Below are 13,509 nucleotides of genomic sequence, written 5' to 3' on the forward strand. Positions count from 1 at the left end.
CGGGAGGGGGAAGAGGTCGTGTCGTTCATGGCTGAATTGTCGGTGAGTTCAAACGTGGCGGGCTCAGCCCCCCAGGCCGGCAAACACGTTCTGCACGTCTTCGTTGGCGTCCAGCGCGGCCAGGAAGGCTTCCACTTCTTCGAGTTCCTCGGCGCTGAGGCTGCTCGGGTCGATCGGGTTCTTCGGCTTGTAGCCCAGTTTGGAGGACAGCACCGTGAAACCCTGCGCCGGCAGCGCGCGGCCCACGAGGTCGAGGTCGGTCGGGTCGGTCAGGAAGACGGTCACGCCTTCGTCGTGGCCGGGGTGAAAGTCCTGCGCGCCGGCTTCGATGGCGGCGAGTTCGGGGTCGGCGCCCTTGGTGGCCGGCTCGGCTTCGATCATGCCGACGTGGTCAAAGTCCCACCCCACCGAGCCTGATGTGCCCAACTGACCTTTGCGAAACAACACGCGCATTTCCGACGCGGCGCGGTTCACGTTGTCGGTCAGGCACTCCACCATCACCGGCACGCGGTGCGGTGCAAAACCTTCGTAGACCACGTGCTCGAAATGCACGGCCTCACCGGTGAGGCCTGCGCCTTTCTTGATGGCGCGGTCCAGCGTGTCCTTGGGCATGGACACCTTGCGCGCCTGCTCCACCACCAGGCGCAGCCGTGAGTTGGAGGCCGGGTCGGCGCCATGCCGGGCCGCGATCATGATGTCCTTGGCCAGTTTGCCGAACAGCCTGCCCCTGGCGTTCGCGGCGAGGTCCTTGTGTTTTGCTTTCCATTGCGCGCCCATGGTGGTGCTCCTGAGTGTTGAGACGGGTTGCCGAGTTTACGAACCCGCCGGTGCGGCCGTGCGTTCGAAGCGGTAGAACAGATTGGGTTCGGACAGCACGTAGATCGCGCCATCCGGGCCGACGGCCAGGCCTTCGGGTTGGGGCACCTTCTGTCGCAGGCCATGAAACCCGCGCCACAAGGGCAGCATGCTGATCGGCTTGCCGTTGGGTGCGTAGGCCACGATCAGCGCGGATTCGTCGCTGAGCAACAGCAATTGTCCGGTGGGTTCGTGCAGCGTGAGCGAGGACAGGTCGCTCATGAACAGCGACGCCGCGCTGGACGACTGCCACTCGTGGATGTTGATGTTGAAGCCGGTGGACTCGTTGAACACGTCCAGTCCGCTGATGACCAGCACGCGAAGGGGCATTTTCTCCTTCACCACGAACAGGCGGTGCTGCGCGCTGTCCCAGGACACGCCCTCGAAGCTGGCGTTGTGCACGGTGTCGATGCTCAGGCCCAGGCTGGACTTGCCCGCCACGGAAACGCGCTGGGTGTCGGGTCCGATCTGCGCCCAGTACATGCTGTGGCTGTCCTCGTCCGAGATGACGTAGGTGTCGCGCTCCACGTAGGTGATGCCCTCGGGGTCTTTCACGCCGTCGATTTCGATCACGCGCAGCAGGCGCCCGTCGGTGGTGAGTTCGGCGACCTGCGGCGGGCGGTTGATCACGGTGAACAGGGTGCCGGTTTTCTCGTTGAAGGTGAGGCCCGAGGTGTTGCGCGTCAAGCCCTCGATCGGCAGGCCTTCCACGGCCACGCGGTAGCTCGGCAACCACAGTGCCGAGCGCTCCCACTGCGCCGCGTTGACGCTGGTGGTGAGCCAGTAGTAGCCCAGCGCCAGAACCTTGAAATACCAGATGAACAGAAAGCCAATGCCCAGCAACGCGGTCCAGAGACAGGGTTTGCAGATTTTTACGCGTGCCATCGCACGGAGTTTAGTGGGTGCTCCCGCTAGGATGTCCCGTTCGATCCGTTCCAACAACAGGAGCTCACCATGGAAACGCATGAACTGCACCGCGGCCGCCTGATCGATCACATCCAGCTGGTCGTGAAGGACCTCCCGGCCAGCAAGGTTTTCTACACCGCCGTGTTCAATGTGCTGGACATCCCGATGAGTGGCAGCGGCGACGACTACTTCTGGGCCGACGAGCTCTTCGTTTCCACCCCCGACAGCGAAGCCGCGAACGGGGAGCTGACGGGCCGCCACCACCTGGCCTTCCAGGCGCAGGACAAGGCCATGGTCGATGCATTCCACAAGGCCGCGCTGGCCGCGGGCGGCAAGGACAACGGTGCCCCCGGCATTCGCAAGTACCACCCGGGCTACTACGGGGCCTTCGTCCTCGACCCCGATGGCAACAACATCGAAGCGGTGTTCCATGGCGAGGCCAAGCGCAGCGCGGCGTCGGTGGTGGTGAGTTTTTAGGTTCAGGCATCCACGGACCGGCACACCGTTTGCCGGTACGGCGCATGATGTCCCGAGCACACCAGATCATGGCGCTGAGCCTGACCGCCCTCGGTCTCGCCCCCGGCGCATCCCACCTCATGCAGTTGCCCGTGAAGATGGGCTATTCCGCCGAGCTGTACACCGCTGTCACCAGTTCGCTGTACTCGTGGTACGGCCTGGTGGGTGGCACGGTCCAGGTGGCTGCGCTGGTCTCGGTGGCCATGCTGGCGGTTCGGGCACGGCGCTTGCCCGGTGGCGGTCTTGCGGCAGCATCTGCGGGCGCTTTGTTGGCGTCGTTGCTGCTCTGGGGATTTGTCGTGGGCCCGGTCAACGCCACCTGGGCGGGCGCGGCCGACCTCAGTCCGGCGCAATTCGCCGTGGCTTATGACGCCATGCGTGCGCGGTGGGAATACGGCCATGTGGCGGCCTTCATCGCCTGGTTCACAGGCTGGTGCGGGCTTGTCGCCGCCATCACACGCCAGACCGGGCCGGCTGCGCGCCCCAGCCCGGCGTGATGCGGCTCAGTCCTCCAGCACGCGCACCTTCACGCTCTTGCCCTTGATGCGTCCCGCGTTGAGCCGGCTCGCGGCTTGCTGGGCGATGTCGCGGTCCACCGCGACGTAGGTGGACCATTCGTTCACGTTGATCTTGCCCACCTGCTCGCGGGTGTAGCCGAGGTCGGCCGTGAGCGCGCCCAGCACGTCGCCCGGGCGGATCTTTTCCTTGCGGCCGCCCTGGATGTGCAGCGTGACCATGGGCGGCACCAGCGGCTCGTGGCTCGCGGGCTTGAGTTCGCTCAGCGGGTGCCACGTGGATTCGCGGCCTTGCAGCTGTTCGATCTTGCCCACGCTGCCCATTTCGTCCAGGCTCGCGAGGTTGAGCGCCAGGCCGCTTTCGCCCGCGCGCCCGGTGCGGCCGATGCGGTGGATGTGCACCTCGGGGTCGGGCGTCACGTCCACGTTGATCACGGCGGCCAGGCTGGCGATGTCCAGGCCGCGCGCGGCCACGTCGGTGGCCACGAGCACGGAACAGCTGCGGTTGGCGAAGCGCACCAGCACCTGGTCGCGCTCGCGTTGCTCCAGCTCGCCAAACAAGGCGAGCGCGCTGATGCCTTGCGCCTGCAGCACCGCCACGAGGTCGCGGCACTGTGCCTTGGTGTTGCAGAACGCGAGCGTGCTGGCCGGGCGGAAGTGGGCCAGCAGCTTGCTCACGGTGTCGAGCCGTTCGTTCTCGTTCACCTCGTACCAGCGCTGTTCGATCTGCGCGCCCGCGTGCTGCGCTTCCACCTTCACGGTGATGGGCTCGCGCATGAACTGCGCGCTCAGCTTCGCGATGCCTTCCGGGTAGGTGGCGGAGAACAGCAGGGTCTGGCGCGTCTTGGGGCATTGTTTGGCGACGGTGACGATGTCGTCGAAGAAGCCCATGTCGAGCATGCGGTCGGCTTCGTCGAGCACCAGCGTGTTGAGCGCATCGAGTTGCAGGCTGCCGCGCTCCAGATGGTCCATGAGGCGGCCCGGCGTGCCGACCACGATGTGCGCGCCGTGTTCCAGCGTGGCGAGCTGCCCGCGCAGCGGCACGCCGCCGCACAGCGTGACGACCTTGATGTTGTCTTCGGCGCGCGCGAGGCGGCGGATTTCGGTGGTGACCTGGTCGGCCAGCTCGCGCGTGGGGCACAGCACCAGCGTCTGCACGGCAAAGCGGCGCGGGTTCAGGTTGGCCAGCAGGGCGAGGGCGAAGGCGGCGGTCTTGCCGCTGCCGGTCTTGGCCTGGGCAATGATGTCCTTGCCCAGCAAAGCCGGCGGCAGGGCCGCGGCCTGGATCGGCGTCATGGCCGTGTAGCCCAGCTGCTCCAGATTGGCCAGCGTGGCGGGGGATAGGGGGAGTGTGCTGAAGGCGGTCGAGGGTGCGGAAGTCATCCCCGATTATCCGGGATGGTCCTCCGTAGAATCCGCGGCACCCCACCAGCCGCCGCAGCGCGGGTCAAAAGAGGACGTATGTTCATTGAACAGCCAGGCACTGTGAACGCCAACGCCACGGCGATACCGGGCACGCCACCGCGCGTTCTGGTGCTGGGCGCCACGGGCTTCATTGGCCGCCATGTGGTGCGGGCTTTGATCGCTGGAGGGATGGACGTGACGAGGATGCGCCGTGCGCCGCCTGCTGCGCAAGCCAATGCCGTCGAGCGGGAGCCCATCACCTGGAAACACCTGCAGCTGCACACCATTCACCAACCCGACGCCTGGCGCGAGCACCTGCACGGCATGGACGTGGTGATCAACTGCGTGGGCATCCTGCGCCAGCGCGTCGGCGAGCGTTATGACGATGTGCACCACCGCATGCCAAAGGCGCTGGCGGCGGCGTGCGCGGCAACGGGCGTGCGCCTGATCCACACCTCCGCGCTGGGCTTGCACGAAGGCGCGAAGAGCCGCTTTCTGTCCAGCAAGCTGAAAGGCGAGCAGGCCATCCAGGCGAGCGGCGCGGACCATTGCATCGTGCGCCCCTCGCTGATCGACGGCATGGGCGGCTTTGGCGCCAGCTGGTTGCGCATGCTGGCGAGCTGGCCGGTGCATTTCGTGCCACGGGGCGCCACGGGCCGCATCGCCGCGCTGCAGGCGACCGACCTGGGCGAGGCCTATGCCGCGCTGGCGCGCATGCCCACGCTGGCCCGCCAGCGCGAAGCCAACCTGGGCGGTGAACGCCTGTTTGCCTACCGCCACTACCTGCAGGTGTTGCGCGGCGTGGAGCACGCGGAACAACCGGTGGCACCCGCTGTGCAAGTGTTGCTGCCCAACTGGATGAGCCGCGTGGGCGCGCACCTGTGCGATGTGTTCCGCTTCAGCCCGTTCAGCTATGGCCACTGGATCCTGCTGCAGCGCGACAACATGCCGGTGCCCAATGCGTTGCCGCAGTTGCTGGGCCGCGCGCCCGTGCCTGTGACCTACCGGCGCACGGCGGTGCGCGAAGACTTCAGGTTCTCATGAACGCGATGACGCGGCCTGCAGCAGATCGTCCAGCTCGGGCTGGCTGAACCCGGCCGCGAGCCGCGCCGCGTCGTTGAAGGGCGGCCGCAGGCGCGGCGCCGAATGCTCGCGCGCCAGGCGGCGGTAGTGGCCCAAGGGCTCGATGCCCTGCTGCGCGCACAACCAGCCGTACCAGCGGTTGCCGACCGCCACGTGGCCGATCTCGTCGCGCAGGATCACGTCGAGGATCTCCACCGCGCGCAGCGCCGCCGGTGTGCCGACCTTGCGCAGGCGTGCCTGCATCGGCGGCGTGGCGTCCAGCCCGCGCGCTTCCATCGTGCGGGGCACGAGCGCCATGCGCGCGGTCACGTCGGTTTGCGTGCGCAGGCACATCTCCCACAGGCTGTTGTGCGCCATGAAGTCACCGTAGTCGTGTCCCAGGCTCTGCAGGTGCGTGCGCAGCAGCTCGAAGTGCGTGGCTTCTTCGTGCGCCACGCGCAGCCAGTCGGTGTAGTACTCGGCGGGCATGTCGGGGAAGCGCCAGACCGCGTCCAGCGCCAGGTCGATGGCGTTGAATTCGATGTGCGCCACCGCGTGCAGCAGCATCACCAGCCCCTCGGGCGTGAAGGGCGAGCGCTGCGGCACGTCCACCGGCGCGATCAGCACGGGTTGCGCGGGCCGCCCGGGCAAGGGTGTGGCCGCGTCGGGCTGCAGGTGTTCGGCCGGGTCGAGCCGCGTGTGGCCGGCCTGCTGCGCGTGGAAGAGGGCGTGGGTGGCGGCCGCTTTCTGGCCAGGGTCGCTGGTGCACAGCACCCGCAAAGCTTGCGCGCGCAGGGAGGCCAAGGGCGGGGGTGACAGGTGAGCGGGCGCTTGCATCCCTACAATTCTAGGTTTCGCGACCAGAGACCCGACAGACCCCACAGGAGACCCGCAAGATGGCAATTTACGAACTCGATGGCACGTCCCCCCGCCTGGCCGACTCCGCCTGGGTGGCCGACAGCGCCCAGGTGATGGGCAATGTGGTGCTGGGCGAGGGCAGCAGCGTGTGGTTTGGCGCAGTGCTGCGCGGCGACAACGACCCCATCACCATCGGGCGTGGCTCCAACATCCAGGACGGCAGTGTGCTGCACGCCGACATCGGCTTTCCCACGACCCTGGGCGACAACGTGACGGTGGGCCACCAGGTGATGTTGCACGGCTGCACCATTGGCGATGAATCGCTGATCGGCATCGGCGCTACCGTGCTCAACGGCGCAAGGATTGGCAAGAACTGCCTCGTGGGCGCGGGATCCTTGGTCACCGAAGGCAAGGAGTTTCCCGATGGCAGCATGATCCTCGGCAGCCCGGCGAGGGTGGTGAAATCGCTGTCGCCGGAGCAGATCGAGGGCCTGCGCCGCAGTGCGCGCAGCTACATCGCCAATGCCGAACGCTTCCGCAAAGGCTTGAAAAAGATCGGTTGATCCCGATCTGCTTCTCTTCGATTTTTTTGAACGACCCTGAAAGTTTTGCGTGTCCGAACTCCACAAATTCGTCTTTGAAGGCCTGCCGGTGCGGGGCATGCTCGTGCGCCTGACCGACGCCTGGCAAGAGATCCTGCAGCGCCACCGCGATGCCGGTGGCTACCCGGAGGCGGTGACGGAGCTGTTGGGCGAAATGACGGCCGCGGCCACGCTGATGCAGGCCAACATCAAGTTCAACGGCGCGCTGATCATGCAGATCATGGGCGACGGCCCGGTGAAACTGGCCGTGGCCGAGGTGCAGCCCGACCTGAGCCTGCGCGCCACCGCCACGGTGGTGGGCGAGGTGGCGTCCGACGCGCCGCTGTCGCACATGGTCAACGTGACCAACCAGGGCCGTTGCGCCATCACGCTGGACCCCAAGGACCGACTGCCGGGCCAGCAGCCTTACCAGGGCGTGGTGCCGCTGTTTGGCGACAAGCGCGAAAAGCTGGAAAAGCTCAGCGAGGTGATCGAGCACTACATGCTGCAGAGCGAGCAGCTCGACACGCGGCTGGTGCTCGCGGCGGACGACAAGATGGCCGCGGGCCTGTTGATCCAGCGCCTGCCGCTGCAGGGCGTGGACAACCTCGCCGGCCAGTCGGGCGCGCGCGATGAAGACCAGATCGGCGTGAACGAGGACTACAACCGCATCGCGATCCTGGCGTCCAGCCTGAAGCGCGAGGAGCTGCTGGGCCTGGACGCCGACACCATCCTGCACCGCCTGTTCTGGGAAGAGGATGTGCGCCGCTTCGAGCCGCTTACCGGCGAGCACGGCCCACGCTTTGCCTGCACCTGCTCGCGCGAGCGCGTGGGCAGCATGCTGCGCAGCCTGGGGCGCGACGAGGTGGAATCGATCCTGACCGAACAAGGCCAGGTGGAAGTGGGTTGCGAGTTCTGCGGTCAGCAGTACCGGTTCGACCCGGTGGACGCGGCGCAGGTGTTCCTGCAGCCGGCGCAGCAGGCACCGGCGAGCGACCAGAAGCACTGATACGGCTTTGCCTTCAAACGTATAACTTCGTTGGGTTGCCTTGCCGTGCCGTGCTACAGCACTGTCTGCGGCAACCCGCTTGCTCTACGCTTGAATGAAAAACCGTATGAACCTCAGGGGCGCGTCAGCAGCCCGGTGAACAACCGGTGCTCGCACTCGGGGTCGCTGCAGTTCTCGCAGGACCAGGGGCGCAGGCCGTTGGCCAGCGCGGGGTCTTCGGATACCAGAGGCCTGCCCAGCGCGCTGCCGACCGCGCGCAGCGCTTGTTGCACACGCGCCTCACCTTGCCCATACACCGTCTGAAAACCGATGCCTGCACCTTGCAAGGCGCGGCGCAGCAGGGCGTCGGTGGCGTCGCGCACGGTGGGGCTGTCGCGGAACAGGCCGTCGGGCGTCCACGGCAGGTCCAGGCCCATGAGCAGGTTGAGATCGAAGGTCGTCCGTTGCTCGACCAGCGCCGGTGCGAGCAGGTTGTGATCCTGAAAGTACAACGCGCTGTAGGCGGCCACCATCAACGCCGTGGTGTCGGCGATCACCACGTCCACGCCGGGCGTCTGCCGCGCGGCCTGGATGAGCCGGGTCTGCTCGGTGGCGATGGCGGCTTGTTCGTGGGCGTGCGGTGCGCGGCCGTGGGCTTCGCACCATGTGCGCAAGTGTTCGGGCGCAACGGTGGCACGCAGGCCGTGAATGTCTTGAAGCTGTGTGTGCAGGGCCGTTGCCAGCGAAGACTTGCCACTGGATTCGCCGCCCAGCAGCGCGACGCACAGGGTCAATTCTTGCCCTTGGCGATCTGCACGAAGATTTCGTTGGGCTTGACCATGCCCAGTTCCTGGCGGGCCAGCTCTTCGACCATGCCCAGGCCTTCCTGCAGGTCGCTCACCTCGCTCACCAACTGGTCGTTGCGCAGCTGCGCATCGCGGTTGGCGAGCTCTTGTGTGGCGAGTTGCTGCTTCAGGCTCGCCACGCGGGGCACGCTGCCCCGACCGAACCAGATTTGCGCGTGCACGATGACGAGCAGCGCGATCAGCAGAACGGGAATGAAGCGGCGGGCCATGAAGCCGAAGATTAACGCAGGTTGTAGAACGCGTCGCGGCCCGGGTACACCGCCACGTCACCCAGGTCTTCCTCGATGCGCAGCAGCTGGTTGTACTTGGCCATGCGGTCCGAGCGCGAGAGCGAGCCGGTCTTGATCTGGCCGGCATTGGTGCCCACGGCGATGTCGGCAATGGTGCTGTCTTCGGTTTCGCCCGAGCGGTGCGAGATGACGGCGGTGTAGCCCGCGCGCTTGGCCATTTCGATCGCGGCGAAGGTTTCGGTCAGCGTGCCGATCTGGTTGATCTTGATCAGGATCGAGTTGGCGATGTCCTTGTCGATGCCTTCTTTCAGGATCTTGGTGTTGGTGACGAACAGGTCGTCGCCCACCAGTTGCACCTTCTTGCCCAGGCGCTCGGTGAGCACCTTCCAGCCGTCCCAGTCGCCTTCGGCCATGCCGTCTTCGATGCTGATGATCGGGTACTTGTCGACCCAGGTGGCCAGCATGTTGGTCCAGTCTTCGGCGCTGAGCACCAGGCCTTCGGCTTCCAGGTGGTACTTGCCATCCTTGTAGAACTCGCTTGCGGCGCAGTCCAGGCCCAGGGCGATCTGCTCACCCGCGGTGTAGCCGGCGTTGCCAATGGCTTCCAGAATCATCTGGATCGCGGCTTCGTGGTTGGCCACGTTGGGGGCAAAGCCACCTTCGTCGCCCACGGCAATGCTCATGCCCTTGTCGTGGATGATTTTCTTGAGCGCGTGGAACACCTCGGCGCCCCAGCGCACGGCCTCGCGGAAGCTCGGCGCGCCCACGGGAATGATCATCAGCTCCTGCAGGTCGAGGTTGTTGTTGGCGTGCGCACCACCGTTGACCACGTTCATCATGGGCACGGGCATCTGCACCGCGCTCATGCCGCCGAAGTAGCGGTACAGCGGCAGGCCGGCTTCTTCGGCGGCGGCGCGGGCCACAGCCATGGAAACGGCGAGCATCGCGTTGGCGCCCAGGCGGCCCTTGTTGTCGGTGCCGTCGAGGTCGATCAGGGTCTTGTCCAGGAAGGCCTGTTCGGAAGCGTCCAGGCCGAGCACGGCTTCGGAGATTTCGGTGTTGATGTTTTCCACCGCCTTGAGCACGCCCTTGCCGAGGTAACGGCTCTTGTCACCGTCGCGCAGCTCGATGGCTTCGCGGCTGCCGGTGGACGCGCCAGACGGCACGGCCGCGCGGCCCATCACGCCGCTTTCCAGCAGCACGTCGCATTCGACGGTGGGGTTGCCGCGGCTGTCGAGGATTTCGCGGCCGACGATGTCAACGATTGCACTCATGGGTCTCAGGTCCTTAGGTTCAATAAAAAATCAAGGGGTCTTCAGGTAGCGCTGGACGAGCAGGCCGGCGAACGAAAGCAGGCCGTCGAGCTCATGGCGAATCACGTTTTCGGCAATGCCCAGATCCAGCTCGTCGTATTCGTGCACGGCGACATTGCGAAAGCCAATCATGTTTTGCAGAGCGCCCACCTGTTCGGCAGAGAGCAGGCCCTCGCGGTGAAGGATGGCAAACATTTCACGCGCGCTTTGCGGCAGTCCCCAGCCTTCGTGGCCGATCACCATATTGGCCATGTCGATCGACAGCTCGCAGGCGCGCTGCACGTTGAGGATGGCGGCGTCCTGCCGCGTGAAATCGGCGCGAAAGTTCGAGGCGGCGGCGAGCTCCTCGCGTGCGCGAAGCACGCAGCGCTCCAGCCGGGCGGACTTCTGGGCGAGCGCGTCGACGAGCGTGACGGCATCCGTCATGGCCGTCCTCCGCTGGTCGCCAGCCGATCGGCCAGTGCCCGCACCATCGGTTGGCGCCAACGTTGGATGTTCTGGTATTCGGTGCGAAGGAAGCCCTCGTATTGCAACAGCGCAACGGGGTCGCGGGCTATCAGCAGACGGCCCGTTTCGAGGATCTGTACCTGCATCACCGTGTCCAGCCGCTGAAACTCGAGCAGGTCCACGTCGACGTTCAGTCGCGCGCCCAAGGCCATGGCCACATCGAAGCGTTCCGAGGGCGACCAACGGCCCGGCAATTGCACGGCGATGTCCAGATCGCTGCCCGCGCGCCAGCGGCCGTTGACCGCACTGCCGAACAGCCACACGGCTTTCGCGGACGGCACCACGGCCACCACGGCGGCCGCAATGGCGTCGTCGGAAGGCAGCGCGTGCGTGCTCATGCGTTGAAGTGGTCTTCAAGAAAACCGTTCTTCTTCGTCACGGTGTCCAGCGCCAGCAGGGTTTCCAGCAGCGCTTTCATGTGCTTGAGGGGCACGGCATTGGGGCCGTCGCTCATGGCCTTGGCCGGGTCGGGGTGGGTTTCCATGAAGAGACCCGCCACGCCCACGGCGACCGCCGCGCGCGCCAGCACCGGCACCATCTCGCGCTGGCCGCCGCTGCTGGTGCCTTGTCCGCCGGGCAGTTGCACGCTGTGCGTGGCGTCGAACACCACCGGTGCGCCGGTCTCGCGCATGATGGCCAGGCCACGCATGTCGGAGACGAGGTTGTTGTAGCCAAAGCTCGCACCGCGTTCGCAGGCCATGAAGCTGTCTTCGTCCAGGCCGACTTCCTTCGCGGCCGCGCGCGCCTTGTCGATCACGTTCTTCATGTCGTGCGGCGCGAGGAACTGGCCCTTCTTGATGTTCACCGGCTTGCCGCTTTGCGCGACGGCTCGGATGAAGTCGGTCTGGCGGCACAGGAAGGCGGGCGTCTGCAGCACGTCACAGACCTTCGCCGCGTCGGCGATGTCGTCTTCGCTGTGCACGTCGGTGAGCACCGGCACGCCCAGCTCGCGCTTGACCTTGGCCAGAATCTCCAGGCCCTTGTCACGGCCCGGGCCGCGGTAGCTGGTGCCACTGCTGCGGTTGGCCTTGTCGAAGCTGCTCTTGAAGATGAAGGGCACACCGAGGCTACCGGTGATTTCCTTCAACTGGCCCGCCACGTCCATCTGCAACTGCTCGGACTCGATCACGCAGGGTCCGGCGATCAGGAAGAAGGGCCGGTCCAGGCCGATGTCGAAGTTGCAGAGTTTCATGGGGCGGGCTCCGGGAGATGGCTCAGGCTGCCACCGGGGTTTTGCCGGTCGCCTCGGCCTGGTGGGCCAATGCGGCCGTCACATAGGCGTTGAACAGCGGGTGGCCGTCCCACGGGGTGGACTTGAACTCGGGGTGGAATTGCACGCCCACGTACCAGGGGTGCACGTCCTGCGGCAGCTCGACGATCTCGGTGAGCTGCTCGCGCTGCGTCAGCGCCGAGATCACCAGACCGGCCTTGCGCAGCTGCTCGAGGTAGTTCACGTTGGCTTCGTAGCGGTGGCGGTGGCGCTCGGTGACCACCGGGCCATAGATCTGGTGTGCCAGCGTGCCGGGCGTGATGTCGGAGCTTTGCGCGCCCAGGCGCATGGTGCCGCCGAGGTCGGAACTGGCGCTGCGCTGCTGGATGCTGCCGTCTGCGTCTTTCCACTCGGTGATGAGCGCGATCACCGGGTGCGGCGCGTTGGCTTCGAACTCGGTGCTGTTGGCGTCTTTCAGACCGGCCACGTGGCGCGCGTATTCGATGGTGGCCACTTGCATGCCCAGGCAGATGCCCAGGTAGGGCACCTTGTTCTCGCGGGCGTAGCGCGCCGCGCAGATCTTGCCTTCCACGCCGCGCTTGCCGAAGCCGCCGGGCACGAGGATGGCGTCGAACTTGCCGAGGATCTTCGCGACGTTGCCGGGCTCGATGGTTTCCGAATCGATGTACTCGATCTGCGCCTTGGCATGGTTCTTCATGCCGGCGTGGCGCAGCGCCTCGTTGAGCGATTTGTAGCTGTCCGACAGGTCGACATACTTGCCGACCATGGCGATCTTCACCGTGTGCTTCGGGTGCTCGACCTCGTAGACCAGGTCGTCCCAGCGCTTGAGGTTGGCCGGTGGCGTGTTCAGGCGCAGCTTGTCGCAGATCAGGCCGTCCAGGCCTTGTTCGTGCAGCATGCGGGGCACCTTGTAGATGGTGTCCACGTCCCACATGGAGATCACGCCCCATTCGGGCACGTTGGAGAACAGCGAGATCTTGGCGCGCTCGTCCTCGGGCACGCGGCGGTCGGCGCGGCAGAGCAGTGCGTCGGCCTGGATGCCGATGGCGCGCAGTTCCTTGGCGGTGTGCTGCGTGGGCTTGGTCTTGAGTTCGCCGGCAGCGGCGATCCAGGGCAGGTAGCTCAGGTGCAGGAAAGCCGAACTGTTGGGCCCCAGGCGCAGGCTCATCTGGCGCACGGCTTCCAGGAAGGGCAGGGACTCGATGTCGCCCACGGTGCCACCGATTTCCACGATGGCCACATCGACCGCGTCGGGCGTGCCGATGCCCGCGCCGCGCTGGATGAATTCCTGGATTTCGTTGGTGACGTGCGGGATCACCTGCACCGTCTTGCCCAGGTAGTCGCCGCGGCGTTCCTTCTCCAGCACCGACTGGTAAATCTTGCCGGTGGTGAAGTTGTTGGCCTGTTTCATGCGCGTTTCGATGAAACGCTCATAGTGGCCCAGGTCCAGGTCGGTCTCCGCGCCGTCGTCGGTGACGAAGACCTCGCCGTGCTGGAAGGGGGACATGGTGCCCGGGTCCACGTTGATGTACGGGTCGAGCTTGATGAGGGTGACTTTGAGGCCGCGAGACTCAAGGAGAGCGGCGAGAGATGCGGAGGCTATGCCCTTGCCCAGAGAGGACACCACACCGCCGGTAACGAACACAAATTTGGTCATTTCTCGGGCGAGCCGGTCGC

At 66.0% G+C, this 13,509-nt stretch carries 16 protein-coding genes; 5 read left to right on the plus strand and 11 right to left on the minus strand.

Features of this window, described 5'->3' with window-relative positions; translation table 11 throughout:
- Nucleotides 1–63: 63 nt before the first annotated feature.
- The gene (locus FFS09_RS25495; protein ID WP_137921751.1) at nucleotides 64–777 is read right to left on the minus strand and encodes a YebC/PmpR family DNA-binding transcriptional regulator; all 714 of its coding nucleotides are present in this window, start codon (nucleotides 775–777) and stop codon (nucleotides 64–66) included.
- Nucleotides 778–813: 36 nt separating this feature from the next.
- Complete coding sequence (locus FFS09_RS25500) at nucleotides 814–1,740, minus strand: SdiA-regulated domain-containing protein (RefSeq protein WP_171020180.1); 927 nt, start codon at nucleotides 1,738–1,740, stop codon at nucleotides 814–816.
- A gap of 69 nt (nucleotides 1,741–1,809) precedes the next feature.
- Between FFS09_RS25500 and FFS09_RS25505 the strand changes: the two genes are divergently transcribed.
- Both FFS09_RS25505 and FFS09_RS25510 read left to right on the plus strand, forming a co-directional pair.
- Nucleotides 1,810–2,238 (plus strand): VOC family protein, encoded by a 429-nt coding sequence (locus FFS09_RS25505; RefSeq protein WP_137921753.1) that lies wholly within the window; start codon nucleotides 1,810–1,812, stop codon nucleotides 2,236–2,238.
- A gap of 44 nt (nucleotides 2,239–2,282) precedes the next feature.
- The gene (locus FFS09_RS25510) at nucleotides 2,283–2,774 is read left to right on the plus strand and encodes a hypothetical protein (RefSeq protein WP_137921754.1); all 492 of its coding nucleotides are present in this window, start codon (nucleotides 2,283–2,285) and stop codon (nucleotides 2,772–2,774) included.
- Between the two features lie 6 nt (nucleotides 2,775–2,780).
- Here the strand turns inward: FFS09_RS25510 and dbpA are convergent, their stop codons facing one another.
- A complete protein-coding gene (gene dbpA / locus FFS09_RS25515) occupies nucleotides 2,781–4,175 on the minus strand; it encodes an ATP-dependent RNA helicase DbpA (RefSeq protein WP_137921755.1) in 1,395 nt (464 codons plus the stop codon).
- 102 nt (nucleotides 4,176–4,277) lie between these two features.
- Here dbpA and FFS09_RS25520 point away from each other — a divergent pair, with 102 nt between their 5' ends.
- Nucleotides 4,278–5,240, plus strand: coding sequence for an NAD(P)H-binding protein (locus tag FFS09_RS25520; RefSeq protein WP_212745157.1), 963 nt, complete (start codon nucleotides 4,278–4,280; stop codon nucleotides 5,238–5,240).
- Here the strand turns inward: FFS09_RS25520 and FFS09_RS25525 are convergent.
- Nucleotides 5,235–6,095 carry a ferritin-like domain-containing protein gene (locus tag FFS09_RS25525; RefSeq protein WP_137921757.1) on the minus strand — a complete coding sequence of 287 codons (861 nt, stop codon included), beginning with the start codon at nucleotides 6,093–6,095 and terminating at the stop codon, nucleotides 5,235–5,237. The genes FFS09_RS25520 and FFS09_RS25525 overlap by 6 nt on opposite strands.
- Nucleotides 6,096–6,154: 59 nt before the next feature.
- Between FFS09_RS25525 and FFS09_RS25530 the strand changes: the two genes are divergently transcribed.
- A complete protein-coding gene (locus tag FFS09_RS25530) occupies nucleotides 6,155–6,679 on the plus strand; it encodes a gamma carbonic anhydrase family protein (RefSeq protein ID WP_137921758.1) in 525 nt (174 codons plus the stop codon).
- 49 nt (nucleotides 6,680–6,728) lie between these two features.
- Complete coding sequence (gene hslO / locus FFS09_RS25535) at nucleotides 6,729–7,706, plus strand: Hsp33 family molecular chaperone HslO (protein WP_137921759.1); 978 nt, start codon at nucleotides 6,729–6,731, stop codon at nucleotides 7,704–7,706.
- 113 nt (nucleotides 7,707–7,819) lie between these two features.
- On the opposite strand, the gene FFS09_RS25540 is transcribed toward hslO, so the two are convergent.
- From FFS09_RS25540 to pyrG, 7 genes are read right to left on the minus strand one after another with little or no spacing between them, the layout of a single operon-like run.
- Nucleotides 7,820–8,479: an AAA family ATPase gene (locus FFS09_RS25540; protein WP_252374522.1), complete on the minus strand. Its 660-nt coding sequence runs from the start codon at nucleotides 8,477–8,479 to the stop codon at nucleotides 7,820–7,822.
- Complete coding sequence (locus FFS09_RS25545) at nucleotides 8,476–8,760, minus strand: septum formation initiator family protein (protein ID WP_137921760.1); 285 nt, start codon at nucleotides 8,758–8,760, stop codon at nucleotides 8,476–8,478. Before FFS09_RS25545 ends, FFS09_RS25540 begins: the two co-directional genes overlap by 4 nt.
- An 11-nt stretch (nucleotides 8,761–8,771) precedes the next feature.
- Nucleotides 8,772–10,055 (minus strand): phosphopyruvate hydratase, encoded by a 1,284-nt coding sequence (eno, locus tag FFS09_RS25550; RefSeq protein ID WP_137921761.1) that lies wholly within the window; start codon nucleotides 10,053–10,055, stop codon nucleotides 8,772–8,774.
- A gap of 30 nt (nucleotides 10,056–10,085) precedes the next feature.
- Complete coding sequence (gene hepT, locus FFS09_RS25555; protein WP_137921762.1) at nucleotides 10,086–10,520, minus strand: type VII toxin-antitoxin system HepT family RNase toxin; 435 nt, start codon at nucleotides 10,518–10,520, stop codon at nucleotides 10,086–10,088.
- Nucleotides 10,517–10,939, minus strand: a complete 423-nt coding sequence (gene mntA / locus FFS09_RS25560; RefSeq protein ID WP_137921763.1) for a type VII toxin-antitoxin system MntA family adenylyltransferase antitoxin — start codon at nucleotides 10,937–10,939, stop codon at nucleotides 10,517–10,519. Before mntA ends, hepT begins: the two co-directional genes overlap by 4 nt.
- On the minus strand, nucleotides 10,936–11,793 hold the full coding sequence (gene kdsA / locus FFS09_RS25565) for a 3-deoxy-8-phosphooctulonate synthase (protein ID WP_137921764.1): 858 nt from the start codon (nucleotides 11,791–11,793) through the stop codon (nucleotides 10,936–10,938). The genes mntA and kdsA overlap by 4 nt, the downstream gene beginning before the upstream one ends.
- 22 nt (nucleotides 11,794–11,815) lie before the next feature.
- Nucleotides 11,816–13,489, minus strand: a complete 1,674-nt coding sequence (gene pyrG, locus FFS09_RS25570; RefSeq protein WP_137921765.1) for a CTP synthase — start codon at nucleotides 13,487–13,489, stop codon at nucleotides 11,816–11,818.
- Nucleotides 13,490–13,509: the final 20 nt, after the last annotated feature.

This window comes from Hydrogenophaga sp. 2FB (assembly GCF_005503365.1).
Taxonomy (GTDB): domain Bacteria; phylum Pseudomonadota; class Gammaproteobacteria; order Burkholderiales; family Burkholderiaceae_C; genus Hydrogenophaga.

Bases quoted from the DNA above. Each gene is read 5' to 3' on its own strand.
- FFS09_RS25510 (WP_137921754.1), top strand. From the start codon at position 2,283: ATGATGTCCCGAGCACACCAGATCATGGCGCTGAGCCTGACCGCCCTC.
- pyrG (WP_137921765.1), bottom strand. From the start codon at position 13,489: ATGACCAAATTTGTGTTCGTTACCGGCGGTGTGGTGTCCTCTCTGGGC.
- FFS09_RS25525 (WP_137921757.1), bottom strand. From the start codon at position 6,095: ATGCAAGCGCCCGCTCACCTGTCACCCCCGCCCTTGGCCTCCCTGCGC.
- eno (WP_137921761.1), bottom strand. From the start codon at position 10,055: ATGAGTGCAATCGTTGACATCGTCGGCCGCGAAATCCTCGACAGCCGC.
- hepT (WP_137921762.1), bottom strand. From the start codon at position 10,520: ATGACGGATGCCGTCACGCTCGTCGACGCGCTCGCCCAGAAGTCCGCC.
- FFS09_RS25500 (WP_171020180.1), bottom strand. From the start codon at position 1,740: ATGGCACGCGTAAAAATCTGCAAACCCTGTCTCTGGACCGCGTTGCTG.
- FFS09_RS25545 (WP_137921760.1), bottom strand. From the start codon at position 8,760: ATGGCCCGCCGCTTCATTCCCGTTCTGCTGATCGCGCTGCTCGTCATC.
- kdsA (WP_137921764.1), bottom strand. From the start codon at position 11,793: ATGAAACTCTGCAACTTCGACATCGGCCTGGACCGGCCCTTCTTCCTG.
- FFS09_RS25505 (WP_137921753.1), top strand. From the start codon at position 1,810: ATGGAAACGCATGAACTGCACCGCGGCCGCCTGATCGATCACATCCAG.
- mntA (WP_137921763.1), bottom strand. From the start codon at position 10,939: ATGAGCACGCACGCGCTGCCTTCCGACGACGCCATTGCGGCCGCCGTG.
- FFS09_RS25495 (WP_137921751.1), bottom strand. From the start codon at position 777: ATGGGCGCGCAATGGAAAGCAAAACACAAGGACCTCGCCGCGAACGCC.
- FFS09_RS25530 (WP_137921758.1), top strand. From the start codon at position 6,155: ATGGCAATTTACGAACTCGATGGCACGTCCCCCCGCCTGGCCGACTCC.
- dbpA (WP_137921755.1), bottom strand. From the start codon at position 4,175: ATGACTTCCGCACCCTCGACCGCCTTCAGCACACTCCCCCTATCCCCC.